22 protein-coding genes are annotated in these 23,058 nt (G+C 64.1%); 3 read left to right on the top strand and 19 right to left on the bottom strand.

Annotated features, from left to right (window positions below):
- Positions 1-14 precede the first annotated feature (14 nt).
- From ccoS to ccoN, 8 genes are all read right to left on the bottom strand, one after another.
- Positions 15-212 (bottom strand): cbb3-type cytochrome oxidase assembly protein CcoS, encoded by a 198-nt coding sequence (ccoS, locus tag ACLB6G_RS10285; protein WP_410356080.1) that lies wholly within the window; start codon positions 210-212, stop codon positions 15-17.
- A gap of 10 nt (positions 213-222) precedes the next feature.
- The gene (locus ACLB6G_RS10280) at positions 223-2,493 is read right to left on the bottom strand and encodes a cation-translocating P-type ATPase (protein WP_410356079.1); all 2,271 of its coding nucleotides are present in this window, start codon (positions 2,491-2,493) and stop codon (positions 223-225) included.
- A 1-nt stretch (position 2,494) separates the two neighbouring features.
- Positions 2,495-2,989 (bottom strand): FixH family protein, encoded by a 495-nt coding sequence (locus ACLB6G_RS10275; protein ID WP_410356078.1) that lies wholly within the window; start codon positions 2,987-2,989, stop codon positions 2,495-2,497.
- 2 nt (positions 2,990-2,991) lie between these two features.
- Positions 2,992-4,608 carry a cytochrome c oxidase accessory protein CcoG gene (gene ccoG, locus ACLB6G_RS10270; protein ID WP_410356077.1) on the bottom strand — a complete coding sequence of 539 codons (1,617 nt, stop codon included), beginning with the start codon at positions 4,606-4,608 and terminating at the stop codon, positions 2,992-2,994.
- Between the two features lie 274 nt (positions 4,609-4,882).
- The gene (gene ccoP / locus ACLB6G_RS10265; RefSeq protein ID WP_410356076.1) at positions 4,883-5,746 is read right to left on the bottom strand and encodes a cytochrome-c oxidase, cbb3-type subunit III; all 864 of its coding nucleotides are present in this window, start codon (positions 5,744-5,746) and stop codon (positions 4,883-4,885) included.
- Between the two features lie 3 nt (positions 5,747-5,749).
- Positions 5,750-5,908, bottom strand: a complete 159-nt coding sequence (locus ACLB6G_RS10260; RefSeq protein WP_410356075.1) for a cbb3-type cytochrome c oxidase subunit 3 — start codon at positions 5,906-5,908, stop codon at positions 5,750-5,752.
- A 13-nt stretch (positions 5,909-5,921) separates the two neighbouring features.
- Entirely contained in the window at positions 5,922-6,671 is a 750-nt protein-coding gene (gene ccoO, locus ACLB6G_RS10255) for a cytochrome-c oxidase, cbb3-type subunit II (protein ID WP_410356074.1), read from the bottom strand.
- 15 nt (positions 6,672-6,686) lie between these two features.
- Positions 6,687-8,294 carry a cytochrome-c oxidase, cbb3-type subunit I gene (gene ccoN / locus ACLB6G_RS10250; RefSeq protein ID WP_410356073.1) on the bottom strand — a complete coding sequence of 536 codons (1,608 nt, stop codon included), beginning with the start codon at positions 8,292-8,294 and terminating at the stop codon, positions 6,687-6,689.
- 176 nt (positions 8,295-8,470) lie between these two features.
- Here ccoN and ACLB6G_RS10245 point away from each other — a divergent pair, with 176 nt between their 5' ends.
- Positions 8,471-8,995: a hemerythrin domain-containing protein gene (locus ACLB6G_RS10245; RefSeq protein ID WP_410356072.1), complete on the top strand. Its 525-nt coding sequence runs from the start codon at positions 8,471-8,473 to the stop codon at positions 8,993-8,995.
- Between the two features lie 27 nt (positions 8,996-9,022).
- On the opposite strand, the gene ACLB6G_RS10240 is transcribed toward ACLB6G_RS10245, so the two are convergent.
- Entirely contained in the window at positions 9,023-9,757 is a 735-nt protein-coding gene (locus tag ACLB6G_RS10240) for a Crp/Fnr family transcriptional regulator (RefSeq protein WP_410356071.1), read from the bottom strand.
- A 197-nt stretch (positions 9,758-9,954) separates the two neighbouring features.
- Here ACLB6G_RS10240 and hemN point away from each other — a divergent pair, with 197 nt between their 5' ends.
- Positions 9,955-11,304, top strand: coding sequence for an oxygen-independent coproporphyrinogen III oxidase (gene hemN, locus ACLB6G_RS10235; protein WP_410356070.1), 1,350 nt, complete (start codon positions 9,955-9,957; stop codon positions 11,302-11,304).
- A gap of 104 nt (positions 11,305-11,408) precedes the next feature.
- Here hemN and ACLB6G_RS10230 read toward each other — a convergent pair whose 3' ends face one another.
- From ACLB6G_RS10230 to ACLB6G_RS10185, 10 genes are all read right to left on the bottom strand, one after another.
- Positions 11,409-12,569: an ABC transporter substrate-binding protein gene (locus ACLB6G_RS10230; protein ID WP_410356069.1), complete on the bottom strand. Its 1,161-nt coding sequence runs from the start codon at positions 12,567-12,569 to the stop codon at positions 11,409-11,411.
- Between the two features lie 29 nt (positions 12,570-12,598).
- Positions 12,599-14,497 carry an AMP-dependent synthetase/ligase gene (locus ACLB6G_RS10225; RefSeq protein WP_410356068.1) on the bottom strand — a complete coding sequence of 633 codons (1,899 nt, stop codon included), beginning with the start codon at positions 14,495-14,497 and terminating at the stop codon, positions 12,599-12,601.
- A gap of 17 nt (positions 14,498-14,514) precedes the next feature.
- On the bottom strand, positions 14,515-15,321 hold the full coding sequence (locus ACLB6G_RS10220; RefSeq protein WP_410356067.1) for an ABC transporter ATP-binding protein: 807 nt from the start codon (positions 15,319-15,321) through the stop codon (positions 14,515-14,517).
- Complete coding sequence (locus tag ACLB6G_RS10215; protein ID WP_410356066.1) at positions 15,318-16,100, bottom strand: ABC transporter ATP-binding protein; 783 nt, start codon at positions 16,098-16,100, stop codon at positions 15,318-15,320. The genes ACLB6G_RS10220 and ACLB6G_RS10215 overlap by 4 nt, the downstream gene beginning before the upstream one ends.
- Positions 16,097-17,197 (bottom strand): branched-chain amino acid ABC transporter permease, encoded by a 1,101-nt coding sequence (locus ACLB6G_RS10210; protein WP_410356065.1) that lies wholly within the window; start codon positions 17,195-17,197, stop codon positions 16,097-16,099. Before ACLB6G_RS10210 ends, ACLB6G_RS10215 begins: the two co-directional genes overlap by 4 nt.
- A gap of 7 nt (positions 17,198-17,204) precedes the next feature.
- Entirely contained in the window at positions 17,205-18,080 is an 876-nt protein-coding gene (locus ACLB6G_RS10205; RefSeq protein ID WP_410356064.1) for a branched-chain amino acid ABC transporter permease, read from the bottom strand.
- Positions 18,081-18,178: 98 nt separating this feature from the next.
- Complete coding sequence (locus ACLB6G_RS10200; protein WP_410356063.1) at positions 18,179-19,210, bottom strand: zinc-binding dehydrogenase; 1,032 nt, start codon at positions 19,208-19,210, stop codon at positions 18,179-18,181.
- 7 nt (positions 19,211-19,217) lie between these two features.
- Complete coding sequence (locus ACLB6G_RS10195; RefSeq protein ID WP_410356062.1) at positions 19,218-20,186, bottom strand: NADPH:quinone oxidoreductase family protein; 969 nt, start codon at positions 20,184-20,186, stop codon at positions 19,218-19,220.
- 6 nt (positions 20,187-20,192) lie between these two features.
- Positions 20,193-21,431, bottom strand: coding sequence for an acyl-CoA dehydrogenase family protein (locus ACLB6G_RS10190; protein WP_410356061.1), 1,239 nt, complete (start codon positions 21,429-21,431; stop codon positions 20,193-20,195).
- Positions 21,428-22,069, bottom strand: a complete 642-nt coding sequence (locus tag ACLB6G_RS10185; protein WP_410356422.1) for a TetR/AcrR family transcriptional regulator — start codon at positions 22,067-22,069, stop codon at positions 21,428-21,430. The genes ACLB6G_RS10190 and ACLB6G_RS10185 overlap by 4 nt, the downstream gene beginning before the upstream one ends.
- Before the next feature lie 172 nt (positions 22,070-22,241).
- On the opposite strand from ACLB6G_RS10185, the gene ACLB6G_RS10180 reads away from it, so the two are divergent.
- Positions 22,242-23,057 (top strand): SDR family oxidoreductase, encoded by an 816-nt coding sequence (locus tag ACLB6G_RS10180; RefSeq protein ID WP_410356060.1) that lies wholly within the window; start codon positions 22,242-22,244, stop codon positions 23,055-23,057.
- Position 23,058: the final 1 nt, after the last annotated feature.

The raw sequence follows: 23,058 nt of genomic DNA, 5'->3' as shown, positions 1-23,058 counted from the left end.
CCAGGGAAAGGGCATCAGCGCCGTGAGCTTGATTTCATTCCGTCCGCCCCGCGCCTGCCGGGCTCGAGGTCATCGTCCTCGTCGTGGAGAATGCGTTCGGCCGCTCCGTCGAGATCTTCATACTGGCCGCTCTTCAGCGACCAGAGAAAGGCACCCAGGCCGAGCGCGCCAAGCAGCAGGGCGATGGGGATGAGGTAGATCAGCACATTCATGTGCCCGCTCCTATTCGCCAGGCTCCAGCCGCGCCGCGCCGCCGGCGGCGGTTTGGGGCTGCGGCAGGTCCGGCGTGCGCGACGCCATGAGGCGCATGGCGTTGGAAATGACAAGGATCGAGGATCCCGACATGGCCACAGCCGCGACCAGCGGCGTGACCAGGCCCATGATCGCCAGCGGCACGGCGATGATGTTGTAGACGATGGCGATGGCGAAATTCTGCCGGATCAGGCTGCCGGCCTTGCGCGAGACGGTGAGCGCCACGGGCACGGCTTCGAGCGAATCGCGCAGGAATACGAAATCCGCCGCATTGCGGCCGATATCGGCGGCTGTCGCGGGTGCCATCGAAACATGGGCGGCATTCAGTGCAGGCGCGTCGTTCAGTCCGTCGCCCACCATGAGCACCTTCCGGCCTTGCGCGGAAAGGCTGCGCACCGCCTCCACCTTGGTTGCCGGCATCATGCCGGCGTCGAAATCGGCAATGGCCAGCCGGTTGGCGATGTCGGCCACGGCGTGACGGTGATCGCCCGACACGATCCGCGATGGCAGGCCGGCACCCGCCAGCGCGCGCACCGCTTCCGCCGCGCCGGGACGCAACTGGTCGGAAAAGCGGAACACGGCCATTTCCTTGCCATCGAGCGAGAGCGTGGTCGCGGTCAGGCCGTCGGTCGGGCTGCCGTTATCGCTCTGCACGGCCCAGTCCCTGCGCCCAAGACGCCAGACGCCGTCGGCGCTTGACGCCTCAAGGCCCTGGCCGGGGAATTCGCGAATGCCGTCAAAGCCCTGGGCGCCGTCGCCGCGATAGGCCGCGAGCGCCTGCGCCAGCGGGTGACGGGAATGGCTGGCAAGATCGGCCGCCACCGCCAGGAGATGGGGCGGAATGCTCGCGGCATCGGCCAGCCGCGGCCGGCCCATGGTCAGCGTTCCGGTCTTGTCGAACAGCACCGCGTTCGCTTCTGCCAACCGCTCCATCGCGCTTCCGTCCTTGACCATGATGCCGCGCTCGAAGAGCCGCCGCGCCGCCACCACCTGCACGATGGGAACGGCAAGGCCGAGTGCGCAGGGGCAGGTGATGATCAGAACCGCGATGGCAATCGTCAGCGACTGGTGCCAGTCGCCCGTCGCCCAGAACCAGCCGATGAAGGAAAGCAGGGCGGTCAGGTGCACGACCGGCGCGTAAAGCTGCGCGGCGCGGTCGGCGATGCGCCGGTAGCGGGCCTTGCCGCCCTCCGCCGCCTCCATCAGGCGCACCATTTCCGCCAGGAAGGAATCCTCTGCCCGCGCCGTCGCCTCGATGGTCAGCGGTCCGGTGAGGTTCAGCGTGCCGGCACGCACCGCCATGTCACGCGTCACCGCCTGCGGCGCGCTCTCGCCGGAAACCAGCGAGCAGTCGAGATCGGACCGGCCTTCGAGAACGCGCCCGTCCACGGGCACGCGGTCGCCGGCGCCGAGCAGGATGCGCATTCCGGGCTCGATCTCGCCGGCCGCCACCCAGCGCCGGCTGCCCGCCCCGTCCTCTGTCAGAGCGCCCCGCGCCGCCATCCGCGCCAGCCCCTTGACCGCCGTGCGTGCGCGCTCGCGCATCACATGGTCGAGGGTGCGGCCGATCAACAGGAAGAACAGCAGCATGACCGCTGCGTCGAAATAGGCATGTTCGCCGTGGTTCAGCGTGTCGTAAAGGCTCATCCCGTAGGCGAGCAGCACGCCGATGGAGATCGGCACATCCATGTTGGTGCGCCCGTGCTTGAGAACGCTCCATGCCGAGGAAAAGAAGATCCGGCCGGAATAGGCAAGCGCCGGGATGGCGATGATTGCCGAGATCAGGTGAAAGACGTCGCGCGTGGCCCCTTCCGCGCCGGACCACACCGAGACCGACAGGAGCATGATGTTGCCGGCCGCGAACCCGGCCACCGCGACGGCGCGCAGCAGCTTCGACAATTCGCTGTCACGGCCCTGGGCCTCGAAATCGAAGATATGCGCCGGATAGCCGATCGACGCCAGGGTCTGGCAGAACGGCGGCACTGTCGCGCCGTCGTCGCGCCATTGCACCACGAGACGGCGGGTCGACAGGTTCACGCGCGCCGAGACCACGCCTTCGACCTTTGCGAGCGCGTTCTCGACGGCGACGATGCAGGCACCGCAATGCACGCCCGGTACGGAAAGATCGTTCTGGCGCACGCCCTCGCCCACGGGCCGGCTTGCATCCCGCAACTCCTCGTCAAGTGGCAGGGAGTTGAGTTCGCAGGCTTCGCCTTCCGTTCCGGGCGCGCAGCAGCTCATGCTATTGTGCTCCTTCGCCCTTCACGAAGATGCGAACGGCGTGGCGGTAGGGCGTATCCAGTCCGGCTTCGGCCAGCACTTCCACCACCCATTGGCCATCTGCCAGATGCGTGGTCGCAGTGTGTATCCCGTCTCCGGCATCCGCGAGCACGACGATCTGGTCCATCCCCTCGTGCGCAGGCCGCATCAGCTTGACCTTGATCCCATTGGTGACAACCGGCGCGCCCTTGGCGTCCAGCAGCGTGAAACGCAATTGGCCGCCCTCATAGGCGACGGACGGATGCCAGCCGAGCGCGGCATGGGCGCGGGCAATGTCCTGTTTCCCGTTGAAGAGCTGGCTCTCCACATAGGAATTCTTGACCACCAGCCCCGACCAGGTGGAATTGGCGAAATAAGCCAGCGTCAGATTGACCGAAATGATGGTGCCGAAAAACAGCACCAGCACGGCCAGCATGTGCTTTCCGGTGAATTCGCGTCCTGCCGTCTTGCCGTCCATTGTCACTGCTCCGGGCTGAAGAAATTGGCGCTGTACACGTCACGTTCGTTGGACTGCTTGTCCTCGGCGATGAAGCGGAACGTCGCGTCGCCGTCCAGTGCATAGTCGCGCGGCATGGTGACGAATACCTTGAGGCTGCGGATCCTGTCCGGCTCGACCGGAACGGCATAGCTGTAGCCGCCCGAGAACTGCGGCAGTTCGGGGATGTCGAGCATGGCGCCCGGCAGGCCCTCGATCTTCAGCAGGATCGTGCGCGGCTCGGGGATCATGTTCAGCAGCTTGACCGAGTAACCGTTGCGGATCGACCCGTCGGAGAGCTTCACGAACTGCGGATTGCGGTCATGCAGCACATTCACTTCCAGCCGGTCGCGTGATCCCAGCGAAACCAGCAACGCCACGCCGATGGCCGACCATGCCGCCAGGTAGATGAGCGTGCGCGGCCGCGCCAGTGTGCGCCAGCGGAAATGCCGCACATCGGGTACCAGCTTGCCGTCCGCCCCGTAGACCCGGCGCGGGTCGGCCGGATGCGCGCCGTTCTCGGTCGCAAGCGCCATGTTGTGCGCATAGGTGTTGAGCGTGGTGTAGGAGATGAGCCCGCGTTCCTTGCCCAGCTTGTCCATGATCTGGTCGCAGGCGTCGATGCACAGCGCGCAGGTGATGCATTCGAGCTGCAGGCCGTCGCGGATGTCGATGCCCATCGGGCAGACCGCCACGCAGGCATTGCAATCGACGCAATCGCCGACCAGTTCGCCGCGCGCCGCCATCTTCTTGGCGTGCTTGGACCGGGGCTCGCCGCGCCAGCCATTATAGGTGACGGTCAGCGAATGCTCGTCGAGCATCGCCGCCTGCACGCGCGGCCAGGGGCACATGTAGGTACAAACCTGTTCGCGCATGATGCCGCCGAACGTGTAGGTCGTCGCTGTCAGGATCGCGACGGTGATGTAGGCGACAGGCGCGGCCTGCCCCGTCACGAAATTGACAAGCAGCGTCGGGGCATCGGCGAAATAGAAGATCCAGGCGCCGCCGGTGGCCACCGCGATCAGGAGCCAGATCGCGTGCTTGACGACACGCTTTGAGATCTTGTCGAAGGTCCATGGCGCGTTCTCAAGGCGCATCCGGGCGTTGCGGTCGCCCTCGACGGCGCGCTCCACGACCAGGAACAGGTCCACCCAGACCGTCTGCGGACAGGTATAGCCGCACCAGGCGCGCCCCACCGCGGAGGTGACCAGGAACAGGCCGATGCCCGCCATGACGAGCAGGCCGGCGACGTAGAAGAATTCCTGCGGCCATATCTCGATGAAGAAGAAATAGAACCGGCGATTCGCCATGTCGATCAGGATCGCCTGATCCGGAGCGAAGGGTCCGCGATCCCAGCGCAGCCAGGGCGTGAGGTAATAGATGCCGAGGGTGATGGCCATGACCAGCCACTTGAACCGGCGGAACTGGCCCTCGGCCCGCTTGGGGAAAACCTTCTTGCGCGCCGCGTAGAGCGGCTGGCGCACCTTGGCCGAATTGACCGGCGTCGCATCCAGCGGCTGGACATCCGGCTGTTCTGCCGGCGTACCGGCTTCCGCCTCGTTGGCCTTGGTGTGCTTGATGTCAGGTGTCGCCGTATCCATGCCCGGTCTTGCTCCGCTCCCGTTGCGTGGCTTGTGTCCCCAAATGGCCAGTGTCCCGGAAGAATGGACCGGCCGCCTGGAACAGCAACGCAACGCTAATGATGTATCTTGCCGTCACGTTTACGCGCCGAAGATGAGCCCTGCGTTGACATGGGTCAAACCCCCGATGGACAGACGCGACGTTTTCACTCACCGGCTGATGTGAAGACGGCCCGGCTAGGCATGCCGGGCCGTCTCGATGCGTGGCGCCAGCCCAAGCGGGAGGCGCGCCGGATCAGCTGCCGCCGCCCAGCGAATGGACGTAGACGGCCAGTTCCTTGACCTTCGTTTCACCCAGGCGCGATACCCATGCCGGCATCACGCCATGCTTGGGATTGCGGATCTGGGAAGCGATGGCCTCCTCGCTGGAGCCGTAGAGCCACAGCGCATCGGCCAGGTTCGGCGCACCGAGTTCCACCATGCCCCGGCCGTCATCGCCGTGACAGGCCGCGCAATTGTCGGCAAAGATCGTCGCGCCTTCCTCGGCGGCCGCGGGATCGGACGCCGTGCCCGACAGGCTGGCGACATAGGCCGCGACCTGGCGGATCTGGTCGCCCTCCAGCATTTCGCCGAAGGCCGGCATTTCCGAGATGCGCGTATCGTCATCCTGGTCATAGCGCACGCCATGGGCGATGGTCTGGTGGATGGCTTCGATGTCGCCGCCCCAGATCCAGTCGTCGTCGTTCAGGTTCGGATAGCCCGGACCGCCCGTCGCGCCGGAACCGTGGCACTGCGAGCAATAGACCTTGAAGGTCGAACCGCCCGCCGCCGTGGCGAAGGTGCGCATCTCGTCGTCCGCCAGGATGCCGGCCAGATCGGTATTGGCGATCTTTTCGACCATGCCCGCCTTGGCGGCCTCCGCCTCGGTCATTTCGGTGGCCACGGCGCCTCGGCTGGACCAGCCGAGCACGCCCTGCGTGTTGCCCGTCAGCCCCGGCCAGGCCGGATAGGCGATCGTGTAGCCGATGGCCCAGATGATCGTGGCGTAGAAGGTCCACAGCCACCACCGCGGCAGCGGGTTGTTCAGTTCGCGGATGCCGTCCCACTCGTGACCGGTGGTCTCGACGCCGCTGACTTCGTCAATGTGTTTCTCGCTCATGGTTCAGTCCTCTCGGAGCGGGATACGGGAAGCCTCGTCGGCCTGGCGTTTCGAGCCGGGCCGCAGGAAGACGAACGCAACCACACCCACGAAGACGAGGAACAGGAAGAGCAGTCCCCAGCTGTCGGCGAAAGTGCGCATGGTCTGGTAATCGAGGTCCATATCCTGGGCTCCCTTAGCGATAATTGGCTTCGGCGTCGTAGCTCTCGAAATCGACGAGCGTGCCGAGCATCTGGAGATAGGCCACGAGGGCATCCATTTCCGTCAGCTTCGCCGGATCGCCGTCGAAATCGCCGAGCTTGGCCTTGGGATAGCGTTCCTCCACCCCCGACGTGTCGGCGTCAGGATTGGCCTGGGCGATCATGTCCGCCTGCGCGTTCTCGATCATCGCGTCATCATAGGGAACGCCAAGCATGGCGTTGGTCTTCAGATGTGCCGCGATGTCGTCGGTGCGAAGCTCCGTCGTCGCCAGGAAGGAATAGCTCGGCATGATCGATTCCGGCACCACCGAGCGCGGCTCGATGAGGTGCTGGACGTGCCATTCGTTGGAATAGCGGTCGCCCACGCGCGCCAGGTCCGGCCCGGTGCGCTTGGAACCCCACTGGAACGGATGGTCGTACATCGATTCCGCGGCCAGGCTGTAATGGCCGTAACGCTCCACCTCGTCGCGGAACGGACGGATCATCTGGCTGTGGCAGACATAGCAGCCTTCGCGGATGTAGATGTTGCGGCCGGCCAGTTCGAGCGGCGAATAGGGACGCATCCCCTGCACCTTCTCGATCGTGTTCTGCAGCCAGAACAGTGGTGCGATCTCGACCAGACCGCCGATGGTGACCACGAGGAAGCTGAGGACGAGGAGGAGCGTGGCATTGCGCTCCACCTTGTCATGCTTCGCAAGAAGGCCCTTTTTCTCTTCGTTTGCCATGATGAATGGACCTCCTTATTCGGCCGGCGCGGCGGCAGGGGCAGAAACGAAGCCCTGCTCCTCGCGCTGGTAGCCGAGAATGGTCATGGTGAGGTTGTAGGCCATGATGATCGCGCCCACGAGGTAGAGCAGCCCGCCGAGCGTGCGCAGCGCGTAATACGGATACATGGCGGCCACGGACTCCGCGAAGGAGTACACGAGGAAGCCCTGATCGTCGTATTCACGCCACATCAGGCCCTGCTGGATACCGGCAACCCACAGCACGGCGGCGTAGATCACGATGCCGAGCGTGGCGAGCCAGAAATGCCAGGTGACGAGACGCAGGCTGTAAAGCCGCTCGCGATGCCACAGTTTCGGTACCAGGTAGTAGATCGCGCCGAACGAGATCATGCCCACCCAGCCGAGCGCGCCGGAATGCACGTGGCCGATGGTCCAGTCCGTATAGTGGGACAGCGAGTTGACCGCCTTGATCGACATCATCGGACCCTCGAAGGTCGACATGCCGTAGAAGGCGACGGCGATGACCATCATGCGGATGATCGGGTCGGTGCGGATCTTGTCCCAAGCGCCCGAGAGCGTCATCAGGCCGTTGATCATGCCGCCCCAGGACGGCATCCACAGCATGATGGAGAACACCATGCCCAGCGTCTGCGCCCAGTCCGGCAACGCCGTGTAGTGCAGGTGGTGCGGGCCGGCCCAGATATAGAGGAAGATCAGCGCCCAGAAGTGGATGATCGACAGCCGGTAGGAATAGACCGGACGGCCGGCCTGCTTCGGGATGAAGTAGTACATCATGCCCAGGAAGCCCGCGGTCAGGAAGAAGCCCACCGCGTTGTGGCCATACCACCACTGCGTCAGCGCGTCCTGCACGCCCGAGAAGGCCGAATAGGACTTCGAACCCAGGAACGAGACCGGGATGGCCAGGTTGTTGACCACGTGCAGCATGGCGATGGTCACGATGAAGGAGAGATAGAACCAGTTGGCCACGTAGATGTGGGGTTCCTTGCGCTTGTAGATCGTCCCCAGGAACACAAGCAGATAGGCCACCCAGACCACCGTCAGCCACAGGTCGACATACCATTCCGGCTCGGCATATTCGCGGCCGGCGGTGCCCCCCAGCAGATAGCCGGTCGCTGCCATGACGATGAAGAGCTGGTAGCCCCAGAAGACGAACCAGGCCAGGCTGCCGCCGAACAGGCGCGCCCGCGAGGTGCGCTGGACCACGTAGAACGACGTCGCGATCAGGGCGTTGCCGCCGAAGGCGAAGATGACGGCGGACGTGTGCAGCGGACGCATGCGGCCGAAGTTGAACCACGGTTCGATGTTCAGGTCCGGCCAGGTCAGCTGCGCGGCGACGACGACGCCGACGAGGAAGCCGACCACGCCCCAGAACATGGTGGCGATGGTGCCATAGCGCACCGGTCCGTCCATGTAGCCGGACGTATCCTCTTTCGGCGCTCCGGCGAAGGAGGTGCGCCGCATCAGGATGACGGTGAAGATGGCGAGCGTTAGAGCAAGAATGCCCATGTGTGCCTGGAAGAGGCTGTCATGGGCGAAGGCCGCACCGAGAACTGCCAGGAACGTGGCAATCACCAGCGCGACGATTTCGGCCGCGAATGTCATGAGTTTGACCCCCTCACGAGTCTGTACGGGTTAAACGATCCCGGAGCACGCCTCCGCGATCTTGAGCTGAGCAATGCGATGCAAGGGTGACAGCCGCATTGATCTTGATCAAGGTCGGTAAATTGGTTCGTTGGCATAAACCATGCGGCATAGTTTCCTCTTGAGTAGGTCAGGGCATGGCAGGCACAACGATCAAGGCTGACAGCCTGTGGGACCAGCAGGGTTTGTCGCGCTTCGGCGGCGACGCCATCGAGGCCTTCGCGCGGGCTCACGAAGACAAGCTGTCGCTTTGCCAGACGCTTGAGGAAATCGCCGATTCGCTGCCCGACGAGGTGGACAAGCAGAAGTGCAAGCTCGCTGCCCGCGAGATCTGGCCCCTCCTGCGCAGCGTCCACAGTTTCGAGGAGAAGATCATCTTCCCGGCACTGGCCGACCGCTTGGCACACCTTTCCGGCATCGAGCAAACCATCGCCCGGCTGAAATCGGAACATGCCGAGGACGAGTGTTATGCCGAGGAACTCACCGATACGCTGCTCTTGCTGGGCGCCGGGGACAAGGGCGTGAATTTCGACGCGGTGGGTTACATGCTGCGCGGATTCTTCGAATCGGTGCGCCGCCACGTCGCCTTCGAGCGCGAAATCGTCCTCCGCCTTGTCAACGACAGGGAGATGGCAGGCGACACCGGGCGGCAGACCCATTGAGGCATCGAGGCGCCGCGAAAGCGGAATTTACATGCTGGCGCGTTCGTCGAGCCGTTCGAGATCGGGCACCGTGATGTGACGGTTGTTCTCGATGTGGATCACGCCGTCCTTGCGCAGCTTCGTCAATTGCCGGCTGACCGTCTCGATCGTCAGGCCAAGGAAATCGGCGATGTCCGCGCGCGTGAGCGGCAGGTCGAACGTGATCGGGCCGTCATGCGTCGGCGCGTCGGGATCGACATTGATCGCGATCAGGTGAAGGAAGCTGGCCACCTTTTCCGCCGCCGTCTTGCGGCCGAGCGTGAGCATCCAGTCGCGCGCCTCGTCCAGTTCCTTCAGGGTCTGCTCCAGCAGCTTGTGCTCCAGATCCGGCGACTGGTCGATCATCCGGTCGATCAGCCCCTTGGAGAAGCTGCAAAGCTCCACCTCGGTCGCCGCTTCCGCCGAAAACCGGCTCGAGCGCGAAAAGGGGCGGCCCAGGAAATCCGGGGCAAACTGCAGCCCGACGATCTGCTGGCGTCCGTCCGACAGCATCTTGGTCAGCTTGACCACGCCGCCGATCACGTTGGCATATTGGGAGACATCCTGCTCCTCGCCGACAAGTTCGGTCCCGGGCGTGACCTTGCGGCGCACGGAGTGCTTTGAAAGATTGACGAGCTGTTCGGTGTTCAATGCGCCGCACACGCCACGATGGCGTGCTTCACACGCCTGGCAAAGGGCCGGTACACCGGTCGTATGTACGTCGTCGCGCACTTTCTTGTCCATGCTCGGTTTTTACCAGCGCTGCTTTGCAATAGCCATACCGCAATTGCATCATTTTAGCAGCTGACGCGACAATCTGACGCGCGATGTCACGGACACCGGCTTGCCTGCATTTTCCCGTTGTTTGATGCGGATCAACGATTTAATGCCCTTGATTGCGTATGGAGGCCATCTGGTCGATTTTTTGGAACGGATGCGCCATGCACAGCGGACTTATCGAGCGGTATGCCAAGCCGGTTCCGCGCTACACGAGTTACCCCACCGCGCCGCATTTCACGCCCGATATCGACGCCTCGGCCTACCGGTCATGGCTCGAGGCGATCACGCCGGGCACGCCCGTCTCGCTCTATGCCCACATCCCGTTCTGCGACCGCCTGTGCTGGTTCTGCGGCTGCACCACGAAACAGGTGCAGCGCTACGATCCGGTGGAGGTCTATCTCGGATCGCTGCGCGCCGAGATCGCCCATGCCGGCGATGCGGTCACCCGCCAGGCCTCCGTGACCGCCATGCATTTCGGCGGCGGCTCGCCGACCATGCTCAAGGCGGCCGACATCCGCCTGCTGGGAGAAACGCTGCGCGACCACTTCTGCTTCGCGCCCGGTGCCGAAATCTCGGTCGAGATGGATCCCAATGACATGACGGAGGATCGTTTCGACGCCTATGCCTCCATCGGCATGACGCGCGCGAGCCTCGGCGTCCAGGATTTCGACCCGGCCGTGCAGAAGGCGATCAACCGCGAACAGACCGTGGAACAGACCCGCGCGGTCGTTGACGGCGTGCGCCGGCGCGGCGTCGGATCGGTCAACCTCGACATCCTCTACGGCCTGCCGCACCAGACGGTGGAGAGCATCGAGAGAACGGTACGGGCCTGCCTCGCCATGGAGCCCGACCGGATCGCGCTGTTCGGCTACGCGCATGTCCCGTGGATGAAGAAGCATCAGACCATGATCGACGAGTCGGTCCTGCCCGGCCTCGTGGAACGCTTCCGCCAGCAGGACCATGCGGCCGGCCTCCTGCGCGAGGCGGGCTATGTGACCATCGGTTTCGACCATTTCGCCAGACCCTCCGACAGCATGGCGAGGGCGTTGGAGGACGGAACCCTCAAGCGCAATTTCCAGGGCTATACCACCGATGACGCGCCGGTCCTCATCGGGTTGGGCGCTTCCGCGATCGGGCAGTTGCCCCAGGGCTACGTCCAGAATTCGCCGGCGTCCGGCGACTACCAGCGCCGCATCGCCAATGACGGTTTCGCCACAGTGCGTGGCGTGCGCCTGAACGGCGAGGATGTCATGCGCCGCGCCGTGATCGAGAAGCTGATGTGCGATTTCGCCTTCAGCCGCGAATGGGTGCTCGACACCTTCGGCGCATCCGCGCGCGCGATCCTCGCGGAAGCCGACGGCCTGGTCGCGTCCGACCGAGACGGCCTGTTCGCGCGCGACGGTGCGACCTATCGCGTCACCGAAACCGGACGGCCTTTCGTCCGCGTCATCGCGGCCCATTTCGATGCCTACCTTCACAGGGGCGCGGCACGTCATTCCGCAGCGGTCTGAGGAGGCCAGGGTTCCGGGCCTGGCGGTCCGTTCATTGCGAATGGAAACGCCGCGGACGGGATGTCCGCGGCGTCTCTTTTTTCAGCGCAGGGAACGACGGCCGATTACTGGCGGGCCTGCTCCTTGAACACGCCGTCCTCGACCTTGGAGATCACGATGATGTCGCCGCCCTGGTGGTCGCCGGGGCCGAACTTGATGTCGGCGTCAGCGATCACGTCACGGAACTCCAGCGACTCCATGCCCTTCTGGAAGCTCTCCGGCGTCAGGTCCTTGCCGGCTGCTTCGAGCGCCTTGACCAGCGTCTCCGCTGCGCCGTAGCCCAGGATCGCGGCCATGCCGGGTTCCTCGTTGTACTTGGCGACAAAGGCGTCATGCCACGCCTTGACCTCCGGGTTGTCCATGCGCGGCTTGTAGTCTGCCCAGCCGCCGGCCGCATAGTAGCCGTCGGTGATGCCGCCCGGCTGCGAGGCGATGGCCTCGTGATAGGCCGCCGAGGAACCGAGGAAGGAAACGTCGTTCCAGCCCAGCTTCTTGGCCGTGGCCACCGCGATGATGGTCTGGCGCACGCCGAGCGCCGTGGCGACGATGTCGCAGCCGGCGTCCTTGAGCTTGGTCAGCGCGCCCACGAAGTCGGTCTCGTCCGGCTTGTGGGTGGTCTCCGTTGCCCATGTCTTGCCCAGTTCCTTGGCCTGGTCCACCGCCCCTTCCTGGATTTCCTTGCCGAAATCCGACGGGATGTACATGGCGCAGATTTCCTCGGCACCCTTCTCCTTCACCAGGTAATCGACGCCGGCGCGGATCTGGTCATAGTAGGACGAGAATCCGGCATACTTGTAGGTGATGTCGCCTTCCAGCATCTGGCGGGCCGAAGTCAGAGGCGCGATATTCGCCACCTTCTTGGCCTGCATCAGCGGGAAGCCGGCGATGTTGTGCGGCGTGCCGAGGTTCAGGATCATCGCGAACACGCCGTCCGAGTTGATCAGCTTGTTGAAGTTCGCCACCGCCTTGGGCACCTGGTACTGGTGATCCTCGACGATCATGCGGATCTTGCGGCCATGGATGCCGCCTGCCTCGTTGACCTCGTCGAACCTCATCTGCGCGGCCTTGATGGCTTGCACGTTGAAGGGCGCGAAGATGCCCGACTGGTCGCCATTGGAGCCGATCAGCACTTCCGTGTCCGTCACGCCTTGCTGGGCGATCGCGGCGGACGTCATGCCGGCAGCGATGCCGAGTGCGAGAATGGACTTCCTGATTGCAGTCTTCATCCGATTTCCTCCGTTCCGGTTGAACCTTGTTATCCCTCTTTTCCATACATGGAATCGATCAGCGGCTTGTGCTTTTTCTCCACGAAACCGCGTTTCAGTTTCATGGTGGCCGTCAATTCCTCGTCTTCCGCCGTCAACAGGGTATCGATGAGGCGGAAATCCTTGATCTGCTCGACGCGCGCGAAGGCGCGGTTGGTGTCCTCCACGATCGAGCCGATCAGCTCGCGCACCTCCGGCGCCGCGCAAAGCGAGCGGTAGTCGGAGAAGGGAACACGTTTCGACTGCGCGAATTTCTCCACATTCTCCTGATCGATCATGATCAGGCAGGTCAGATACTTGCGCTTGTCGCCAATGATCACGGCATCGGAGATGTAGGGCGAGAACTTCAGCCGGTTCTCGATCTCGGCTGGCGTGATGTTCTTGCCGCCGGCGGTGATGATGATGTCCTTCAGCCGGCCCGTGATCGTCAGGAAGTTCTCGTTGTCGAGCATGCCGATATCGCCGGTCCTGAGCCAGCCATCCTCGGTCATGGTCTCCGCGGTCTTGTCAGGCTTCTTCCAGTATCCCTGGAACACGTTGCCGGCCTTGTACTGGATTTCCCCGTCGGGTGCGATGCGCACCTGCGTCCCCGGCAGCGGCTGGCCCACCGTGCCGTTCTTGTTGGCCTCGAAGGTGTTGATGGAGATGACCCCGGAGCTTTCCGTCATGCCGTAGCCTTCAAGGATCGGCACGCCGGCGGCCCGGTACCACTTCAGCAGGTCCGGCGAGATCGGCGCCGCGCCGGACCCGCCGCGCCTCAGCCGGTCCATGCCAAGCATGCGCCGCAGGTTCTTCAGCACCAGGAAATCCCAGACCTTCCAGGCGAACGCCGTGCCCGCCGGCACCGGCCGGCCTTCCAGTTCCGCCTCGGCCTTCTTCATGCCCGTGGCGATGGCCTGCTTGAAGGCCCATTGCTGCACCGGCGTCGCGTCGCCGATCAGGATCATCACCCGCGAATAGATCTTCTCCCAGACGCGCGGCACGGCCACGAAGGTGTGCGGGCTCACCTCCTGCACGTTGTCGAACACCGTTTCCGGGCTTTCGGCGAAATTGACCGTCGACTTGCCGGCAATCGGCGCGAAGGCGGAGAACAGCCGTTCCAGGATGTGGCAGAGCGGCAGGAAACAGACCTGCTCGTCGGTCGGATGGATCGGCGCGGCGACGTTGCCCGTCGACAGCGAGCACATGATGTTGGAATGCGAGATCATCGCCCCCTTCGGCATGCCGGTCGTCCCCGACGTGTAGACGAGAATGGCCGTCGCCTCCGGATCGGTCCTTGCCGTTTCGGCCTCGAACAGGTCCGGCGTTTCCTTCAATTGCTCGCGGCCAAGGCGGTATAGCTCGTCGAGAAAGATCACCTTCTCGTCGGAGAAATCATGCAGGCCCTCGGGATCCAGCACGATCACCCGGTTCAGACCCGGCAGGTCCTTCTTCACTTCCAGGAACTTGTCCAGTTGCTCGTCATTCTCGACGAACAGGAAGCGGCTGTCTGAATCGTCGACGAGGTATTTGAGCTGCGATGCCGAATCGGTCGTGTAGATGCCCGAGCAGATGCCCCGCATGCACTGCACGCCCATGTCGATGTAGACCCATTCCTTGTTGTCTTCCGACAGGATCGACACCACGTCACCGGGCTTGAGGCCGAGACGGTGCAGGCCCAGGCCGATCAGCCGGGCATGGTCGCGGAAATCGTTCCAGGAATAGGACAGCCAGATGCCGTAATCCTTCTCGCGATGCGCGGTGCGCTCGCCAAGCTCCTTGCAGCGTTCCAGGAAGAGCTTTGGCAGCGTGTCGCATCCGTCGATGAAGAACGGCCCCTTCGACAGGTCGGCATTGATGGAAAGGCCGTTGACGACCTGTTGCTGCGGGATGTTCTGGTGAACCGTCATCTGCGCCTCCCTGTTTCCTACCGCCAGGTCTTCTTCTGTTTCCACCGCTTCTGCCCGCGCTGGCTCTCTTCCTGGACACCGAGATAGAATTCCTGCACGTCCTTGGATTCCTTGAGCCGCTTCGCCTCGCCTTCCATGACGATGCGGCCCAGTTCCATCACGTAGCCGTAATCCGCCACGTCAAGCGCCACCTTGGCGTTCTGCTCCACCAGCAGCATGGTGACGCCCTGCTCCCTGTTGAGACGGCGCACGATGGCGAAGATTTCCTTCACCAGCAATGGCGACAGCCCGAGGCTCGGCTCGTCGAGCAGCATGACCTTCGGCCTTGCCATCAGTCCACGCCCGATCGCCAGCATCTGCTGCTGGCCGCCCGATAGCGTGCCCGCCGCCTGCCGCCGGCGCTCCTTCAGGATCGGGAAATAGGAGAAGACCATCTCCTTGTCGTCTGCCACGCCGCGGCTGTCATTGCGGGTAAAGGCGCCCATCTCGAGGTTTTCCTCCACGGTCAGCAGCGGAAACACCTCGCGCCCTTCCGGAACATGGACGATGCCCTCGCGCACGACCTGGTCCGGTTCGCGGCCGGCGATGTCATGGCCGCCATAGAGCACCTGGCCCTTTTCCGGGTCCATGACACCCGAAATCGTCTTCATCAATGTCGTCTTGCCCGCGCCATTGGCGCCCAGCACGGTGACGATCTGGCCTTCGCGGACGGACAGCGAAACCCCGCGCAGGGCCATGATCGGCCCGTAATAGCTTTCCAGGTTGACGATGCGCAGCACCGGTTGCGCCGCCTGGCTGGCCGCGGATTGGCTCATCACGTTCATGCCGCGTCCTCCGTTGTGTCGTCGGTGCCGATATAGGCTTCGATCACCGCCGGATGATTCTGCACTTCATGCGGCGTGCCAAGCGCCAATGTCTTGCCGTCGGCCAGCGCCATCACCCGGTCCGAAACCGAGGCGACGAGATGCATGTCATGCTCGACCATCAGCACGGTGATCCCCATCTGCTTCTTGAGATCCTCCACCCAGAAGGCGACATCCTGGGTCTCTTCCACCGAAAGCCCTGAGGCCGGCTCGTCGAGCAGAAGCAGTTTCGGCTTGAGTGCGAGCGCACGGCCCATCTCCACCACCTTGCGCACGCCATAGGGCAGGCCGGCAATGTACTTCTCGCGATAGGCATGCAGGTCGAGGAAGTCGATCACGTCCTCCACCGCGCGCCGGTTCTCGATTTCCGCCTGGCGCACCGAAGGCAGGAACAGCAGTTCGGAGAACAGGTTGGTCTTGCGGAAGCGGTTGCGCCCGACCAGCAGGTTCTGCAGCACCGTCGCCTGCTCGAACAGTTCGATGTTCTGGAACGTGCGCGCGATGCCGAGCTTGGCGATGTCGTGCGGCGGATGCTTCAGCAGGTTCTCCCCGTCGAAGATGATCTCGCCCTCGACCGGATCGTAGAAGCGCGAGATCAGGTTGAACAGGGTCGACTTGCCGGCTCCGTTCGGCCCGACCAGCGCGAAGACCTCCCCCTCTTCGACGTCGAACGAGACATTGTTGACAGCGATGACCCCGCCGAATTTCAGGGTGACGTTGCGGACTTCCAGAAGGCTCATCGCATGCGCTCCGTCTTCAGGTAGCTTTTCTGGCGGCGGAACATGTCGCGGCGGTAGAAGGGGAACAGCTCGAAATAGGTCCGCATCTTGATCCACGATCCGTACATGCCGCGCGGCTCGTAGAGAATGAAGAGAATGAGGATCAGCCCGAACACCGCGGTCTCGATACCAGGGATGACGATCGAGCCGACGCCGGTCGCCTGGCCGATCCAGTCGCGCAGGAAGGCCAGCACCTGGGGCAGGAACACCACCAGGATGGCGCCGAAATAGGCGCCGTGGATCGTGCCCAGTCCGCCGATCACCACCATCAGCAGCAACTGGATGGAGATCAGGATGAGGAAGGCCTCGTGGTTCACGAAGCCGATGAAGTGGCCCATCAGCGCGCCCGCCAGGCCTGTGATACCGGTCGAGACCCCGAAGGCGATTGCCTTGGTGCGCGCCACGTTGACACCCATGGCCTGCGCCGAGATTTCCGAATCGCGCACCGCCGCGAAGGCCCGGCCCAGCGGCGAGCGCAGGATGTTGCGGTAGAACAGGGTCACGATCAGCGCGACGACGAGAACGACCCAGTAGAAGGCGAACGGATTGCCGTAGCGGTTGATGTTGAAGCCGAAAATCGAGATGTCGGGCACGAGGATGCCGGCAACGCCGCCGGTCAGCGGCTCGGCGATGACGATCAGGTCTTCCACCAGGATGGAGACCGCCAGCGTGGCGATGGCCAGATAGATGCCGTGAAGCTTCGTCGTCGGAATGGCGATGAGTACACCCGCGAGCCCGGCAATCAGGCCGGCCAGCGGAAATGTGACGAGGAACGGCAGCCCCAGCCGCGATTGCAGGATCGCATTGGCGTAGCACCCGATGGCCAGGAAGGCCGCATGGCCGAGCGAGGCCTGGCCGGTCTGGCCCACCAGGATCATCAGCCCCATGCCGGCCAGCGCCCAGATGAGCACGTTCGTCACCTCGCCCAGAACGAAGGTGCTGACGAGATAGGGCATCGCGATCAGGAGGATCAGCAGCAGCAGGTACCAGCGCGCCTGGTGCCAGTCCTTGAAGAGCCGGATGTCCTGGTCGTAGGACGTCTTGAAGAGTATCCGCATGGCGTCCTCAGACCTTCTTGCGATGAACTTGCGCCAGGATTCCGTGTGGCCGGAAAACGAGCACGAGGAACAGCAGCAGGTAGGGGGCGATCTGGCTGTAGCCGGCGGCGATGTAATAGGCGGCGAAGGGTTCCATGACGCCGATGATGAGCCCGCCGATCAGCGCGCCGGGCAGCGAGCCCATGCCGCCGATGACCGCGGCCGCGAAGGCCTTGATGCCCAGCAGGCCGGCCGACGGGTCGATGGAACCCTTCGCGGCGTAGAGGATGCCGGCCACGGTCGCCATCATGCCCGCCAGCGCCCAGACCAGCGATTGCACCCGCTTGACAGGGATGCCCATGTAATAGGCGGCAAGCTGGTTCTGCGACGAGGCCTGCATGGCCACGCCGAGGCGGGTGTTGTTGAAGTAGAAATAGAACAGCACGGTGAGCACCAGCGTCGAGATGATCACCGCCACCTCGTCGACACCGAGCACCACGCCACCGAAGGAAACGTCCTTGCCGGCAAACGGCGTTTCCAGCGATTGCGGCTCATGACCCCACAGGGTCCCGGCGGCAAACCGCATCACGAAGCCGATCGCAATTGTCAGGATGACGACGGCGACCTGGCTCTGCCCGAACATCTGGCGGATGACGACCAGGTCGAGGACGTATCCTATGACGCCCATCAGGGCGATGGCCAAAGGTACCGCGATCCAGAAGGGCAGGCCGAGCTGGTCGGAATTGGTCAGCCAGAGCGTGACGAAGGCGCCCAGCATCATCATGTCGCCCTGGGCGAAATTGACAGCCTCGGTTGCCTTGTAGATGAGCACGAAGCCAAGTGCGATCAGGCCGTAGATACAGCCATTCGCAAGGCCGCTCACCAGCAGCTGCGATACGTCCACGACAGTTTCCTCCCATTGTCGCGATACGGTCTTGTGCCGTAGTGTTTCAGCAAGTTAATCAGCTTTGCCCCTCCTTGGCAAAGCGGATTGAAGTCACCTTATCCGGGCATCAGGAATACCTTTCCGTTCGGTTTTGCCAATTCGCCGGCCAATCGGTCATGCGCCTGCGACAGCGGGATGACCGCGGTCACGTCGGTCTTCCATTCACCCGATGCGAATCGCGCCTGCACGGCCTGCGCCGCCGCCATGTTTTCCTGGGGCGAGGCCCGGCGCTTCCATTGCGTCAGCCAGAAGCCCTCGATCCGCTTGTCCATGAAGATGAGCTGTCCCGGCTCCGGAATCACGGTCTCGGCGGCCTCCAGCCGGCCATAGACGATCCAGCGGGCACCCCGCCCCATGGCGGCGAAAACCTGGCCGGCCAGCGGCCCGGTCACCGCGTCCAGGAAGATGCGTGGCTTCTCCTCCTTCAGGACCGCGGCCAGTTGCGCGGCGAAATCCGGCGCCGTGACATTCAGCACATGCGCCGCGCCATGGCTCTTCAGCAGATCGATCTGGTCGTCGCGGCGCACCAGCGCGATCGGCCGGTATCCTTCGTCGGCCGCCATGCGTGCAATAAGTTTGCACAACTGGCTTGCCGCCGCGCTCATGATGAAGGCCTTCTCGCCTTCCTCCTTCACGATGCCGAACATCGCGTGGGCGGTCAGCGGATTGACGATCATGGCCGCGCCGTCGGCATCGCGGATGTCGTCGCGCAGCGGAATGCAGACGGACGCGTCGGTCAGGGCATATTCGGCCCAGCTTCCCGAATGCGTGGCAATGAAGGCCACGCGCCTGCCCTTCAGGCTGTCGGCGAAACCGCCGCCGCCCGAGGCGACCACCTCGCCGACGCCCTCGAATCCGGCCGGATTTCCCTTCACGCGCCGCTGGCCGTACATGCCCTTGATGAACATCACGTCAGCGGGATTGACCGAGGCCAGCGTGACCTTGATCAGAACCTGCCCTTCGCCCGGCTCCGGCACCGGCGTCTGCGCCAGTTCGACATAGGGGTCGAGGCTTTCCAGTTGCATGGGCGAAGGCTTGCTGGCGAAGCCGTCGGCCAATTGAAGCAGGGCCTGCATCGTCCTGGTCATGGTCGCCTCACGGTGTCAGCACGATCTTGCCGCTGGCCCCGCGCCCGAGCACCCGCTCCAGCACCGAGGCCGCATCGGCCAGCTTGTAGGTTCCGTCCACCACGGGCTTGACCTTGCCTTCCATGTAGAGCCCGATCAGCTCGCGCATGTTCTCGGCGTAGACCTCCGGCTCGCGCCGCGTGAAATCCCCCCAGAAAACGCCGACGACCGAATAGCCCTTCACCAGCGTCAGGTTGACCGGCAGCTTCGGGATCGTGCCCGAGGCGAAACCGATGACCAGCAGCCGGCCGCCCCAGGCCATCGAACGCGACAGCGTGTCGAAGGCATCGCCGCCGACGGGATCGAAGGCCACGTCCACGCCCTTGCCGCCGGTCACGCGCTTCAATTCATCCTTGAGGTTTTCATAGCCCAGCACCTCGTCGGCGCCATTGTCCTTCGCGACCGTCTGCTTCTCCACGCTGGAGGCAACCGCGATGACGCGCGCGCCCATGGCCTTGCCGATCTGGATGGCGGCCAATCCCGTAAGGCCTGCCGCGCCGAGGACGCACAGCGTCTCGCCGGCCTTCAGGTTCGCCCGCTGCTTCAGCGCGTAATGCGAGGTGGAAAATCCCACGAGCAGGGCGCAGGCGTGATCGGCCGGCATGCCTTCCGGCAGCTTCATGGCGCTTGCCGCCGGCACCGCCACACGCTCGGCATAGCCGCCAAGCGGCATCATGGCCGCGGCACGGTCGCCGACGGCGAAACCGTCCACGCCCTCGCCAATGGCCACCACCTTCCCAGCCGTTTCCATGCCGGGAACGAAGGGGGTCTCCGGCCGCGACTGGTAGAGGCCCTGCACCAGCAGTCCGTCGGGGAAATTGACACCGATGGCCTCGGCTTCGATGACGATCTGCCCCTTCCCCGCCTCCGGTTCGGGCCAGTCGCCATAGACGAGCTTGTCAAGCGGCTGGAAGTCGTTCGCGATGATAGCCTTCATTCCGATTCAGACCTTTTCCTGGGTGTACTTGCGCAGTTCCTGGCGCGCGATCTGGCGACGGTGTACCGCATCCGGGCCATCGGCGAACCGCAGCGTGCGCAGGTGCGTCCACATCCGCGAAAGCGGCGCATCCTGGCTGATGCCCTGCGCGCCGAACATCTGCACCGCCTCGTCGGTGACCTTGAGCGCCATGCGCGGCGCCACGACCTTGATCTGGCTGATCCATGGCGCCGCCGCGCGCGCATCGCCCTGGTCCATCATCCACGCCGCCTTCAGGCAGAGCAGGCGCGCCTGCTCGATCTCCATGCGCGCTTCGGCGATGATATCGTAGTTCTGGCCCAGATGCGCGATCGGTTTTCCGAAGGCCTCACGGCGCAGCGCCCGCGTGCACATCAGTTCCAGGGCCTTTTCCGCCTGGCCAATGGCGCGCATGCAATGGTGGATGCGGCCCGGCCCGAGCCGGCCCTGGGCGATCTCGAAGCCCGCCCCTTCCTCCTTGATGAGGTTGGAAACCGGCACACGGACGTTCTCGAAACGGATATGCATGTGGCCATGTGGGGCGTCATCCTCGCCATAGACCTCCATGGCGCGCAGGATCGTGACGCCCGGCGTTCCCGCCGGCACCAGCACCATGGAATGGCGGCGGTGCTTAGGGGCGTCGTCGCCGCCGGTCTTGACCATGGTGATGTAGATCTTGCAGCGCGGATCGCCCGCGCCCGACGACCACCACTTCTCGCCGTTGAGGACGTATTCGTCGCCATCGCGCACGCAGGACATGGAAATGTTGGTGGCGTCCGACGAGGCGACGTCCGGCTCGGTCATCAGGAAGGCCGAACGGATCCTGCCTTCCAGCAGCGGCGCCAGCCACTCGTCCTTCTGCGCCTGGGTGCCGTAGCGCTCGAACACCTCCATGTTGCCCGTGTCGGGCGCCGAGCAGTTGAACACTTCCCCGCCCAGATGGGCCTTGCCCATTTCCTCGGCCAGGTAGGCGTATTCCACCGTGGTCAGGCCGTAGCCCCGCTCCGAATCGGTCAGCCAGAAGTTCCAGAGGCCGCGTTCCTTCGCCTTGGCCTTGAGGCCCTCCAGGATCTCGGTCTGGCGCGGCGTGTATTCCCACCGGTTGCCCTTGGCCACCTCGGCAAGATATTCCTCCTCCAGTGGCAGGATTTCCTCCTGCACCATCTGGCGCACAGCCGCATGCAGCGGCTTCACCCGTTCGCTCATGCCAAGGTTCATGTCGGTCATTCTATCAGCTCCTTGCGTGCGCCAAGGCCCCTCAGCGCGAAAGTGACGATCTGGCGCACCAGCGCCTCGCGGTCCGCGTCCGTTTCGCCGGGCCGGGGCTTGTACCAGAAGATCGGCGAGTTCAGCGTCATGAACATGACCTGGTTCGCGATCGAGAGATTCTCGTAATCGAGCAGGCCGGCGGCCTTCGCCGCCTCCTCCGCCTGCCGGAAATAGGCCGAATAGCGCTCCCGCGTGGCGATCAGCGCATCGAAGGCCTCGCGCTGCTCCGGCGTCGTGGCGCCGCGCAGATGCAGCTCCACGCCTTCCCAGACCACGCGCTGGAAGGCGCGCGTTGCCAGCATCATGTGCACGTGTTCGGTGGCCAGCAGCTTCAGCTTCGCCAGCGGTTCCATCTCGCGCTCCACCAGCGGCTGCAGGTGCACATGCAGCATTTCCATGCCGTGCCTGTAGACAGCGGTGAAGAGATCCGTCTTGGACGAGAAGTGGTGATAGATCCGGCCCTTTGTGGATCCCAGCCGGCGCGCCACGTCATCGATGGAGGTGGAGGCAAACCCGCGCGCCTCGAAACAGGCGGCCGCCGCCTCGAGGATCTCGAATCGCGGCTCATGCTCGTTCAGCGCGACAATGTCCGGCACCGTGTCCAACCGGCTCCTCCCAGCCCTTCTCCCGGCCGCCGGCCTTTTCTCCAAGGCTCTTTACGGCTGCGGAAAATATGAACATACTACTGAGTATGTTGTCAACGTGATCCTTCCGGAAAGAACCGCGACGGGATCACGCAAGGGAAAGACGCACAGGAGGGAAGCCGTCATGAGCGGGCTGGAAGAACTGTTTTCTGTCGAGGGGAAAGTTGCGCTCGTCACGGGCGGCGCCACGGGCATCGGCCGCATGTGCGCAACCGGACTTGCCATGGGCGGCGCGCGCGTCCTCATCGCATCACGCAAGGCCGAGGCCTGCGCCGCGACAGCCGCGGAGATCAACGCGCTCGGCCTGCCGGGCACGGTGGAAGGCTTCGGCGGCGATGTTGGCACCGAGGAGGGCGTGGACGCCCTGGCCGCCGAAGTGAAGGGCCGGACAGACCGGCTCGACATCCTCGTCAACAATGCCGGCCTGTCCTGGGGCGAGTCCTATGAGAGCTTTCCCTACAAGGCGTGGGCGCGCGTCATGGATGTCAACGTGACCGGGCTTTTCCATCTCACGCGGCAATTGACCGGCCTTCTGGATGCCGCGGCCAGCGACGAGGACCCCGCCCGCATCATCAACCTCGGCTCGGTCATGGGGACCCAGCCCATCGCCGACGGCGCCTATTCCTACACGGCCTCGAAAGCCGCTGTGCACCATCTCACCCGGACGCTCGCCATCGAGTTCGCGGAACGGCGCATCACCGTGAATGCCTTTGCCCCCGGTCCTTTCCAGTCGAAGATGACCGCCTTCGCCACGGCCGGCGACGAGAACGCCAAACGCATCGGCGCGCGCGTTCCGCTCGGCCGCATCGGCGCGCCCTCCGACATCGCCGGCGCAACGCTTTTCCTGTGCTCCAGGGCGGGCGCCTATGTCACCGGTTGCATCCTCCCGCTTGACGGCGGACAGTCCGTCCAGCACGGAATGAGCCTCTTCAAGGATTGAG

Source organism: Zhengella sedimenti (assembly GCF_046506625.1).
GTDB lineage: Bacteria > Pseudomonadota > Alphaproteobacteria > Rhizobiales > Rhizobiaceae > Zhengella > Zhengella sedimenti.
Note: the sequence above shows the minus strand (reverse complement) of the source record. Positions and strands in the feature narration are given on the sequence as shown.

Coding starts and splice junctions, on each gene's coding strand:
- ccoS (WP_410356080.1), bottom strand. CDS start 212: ATGAATGTGCTGATCTACCTCATCCCCATCGCCCTGCTGCTTGGCGCG.
- ACLB6G_RS10280 (WP_410356079.1), bottom strand. CDS start 2,493: ATGAGCTGCTGCGCGCCCGGAACGGAAGGCGAAGCCTGCGAACTCAAC.
- ACLB6G_RS10275 (WP_410356078.1), bottom strand. CDS start 2,989: ATGGACGGCAAGACGGCAGGACGCGAATTCACCGGAAAGCACATGCTG.
- ccoG (WP_410356077.1), bottom strand. CDS start 4,608: ATGGATACGGCGACACCTGACATCAAGCACACCAAGGCCAACGAGGCG.
- ccoP (WP_410356076.1), bottom strand. CDS start 5,746: ATGAGCGAGAAACACATTGACGAAGTCAGCGGCGTCGAGACCACCGGT.
- ACLB6G_RS10260 (WP_410356075.1), bottom strand. CDS start 5,908: ATGGACCTCGATTACCAGACCATGCGCACTTTCGCCGACAGCTGGGGA.
- ccoO (WP_410356074.1), bottom strand. CDS start 6,671: ATGGCAAACGAAGAGAAAAAGGGCCTTCTTGCGAAGCATGACAAGGTG.
- ccoN (WP_410356073.1), bottom strand. CDS start 8,294: ATGACATTCGCGGCCGAAATCGTCGCGCTGGTGATTGCCACGTTCCTG.
- ACLB6G_RS10245 (WP_410356072.1), top strand. CDS start 8,471: ATGGCAGGCACAACGATCAAGGCTGACAGCCTGTGGGACCAGCAGGGT.
- ACLB6G_RS10240 (WP_410356071.1), bottom strand. CDS start 9,757: ATGGACAAGAAAGTGCGCGACGACGTACATACGACCGGTGTACCGGCC.
- hemN (WP_410356070.1), top strand. CDS start 9,955: ATGCACAGCGGACTTATCGAGCGGTATGCCAAGCCGGTTCCGCGCTAC.
- ACLB6G_RS10230 (WP_410356069.1), bottom strand. CDS start 12,569: ATGAAGACTGCAATCAGGAAGTCCATTCTCGCACTCGGCATCGCTGCC.
- ACLB6G_RS10225 (WP_410356068.1), bottom strand. CDS start 14,497: ATGACGGTTCACCAGAACATCCCGCAGCAACAGGTCGTCAACGGCCTT.
- ACLB6G_RS10220 (WP_410356067.1), bottom strand. CDS start 15,321: ATGAACGTGATGAGCCAATCCGCGGCCAGCCAGGCGGCGCAACCGGTG.
- ACLB6G_RS10215 (WP_410356066.1), bottom strand. CDS start 16,100: ATGAGCCTTCTGGAAGTCCGCAACGTCACCCTGAAATTCGGCGGGGTC.
- ACLB6G_RS10210 (WP_410356065.1), bottom strand. CDS start 17,197: ATGCGGATACTCTTCAAGACGTCCTACGACCAGGACATCCGGCTCTTC.
- ACLB6G_RS10200 (WP_410356063.1), bottom strand. CDS start 19,210: ATGACCAGGACGATGCAGGCCCTGCTTCAATTGGCCGACGGCTTCGCC.
- ACLB6G_RS10195 (WP_410356062.1), bottom strand. CDS start 20,186: ATGAAGGCTATCATCGCGAACGACTTCCAGCCGCTTGACAAGCTCGTC.
- ACLB6G_RS10190 (WP_410356061.1), bottom strand. CDS start 21,431: ATGACCGACATGAACCTTGGCATGAGCGAACGGGTGAAGCCGCTGCAT.
- ACLB6G_RS10180 (WP_410356060.1), top strand. CDS start 22,242: ATGAGCGGGCTGGAAGAACTGTTTTCTGTCGAGGGGAAAGTTGCGCTC.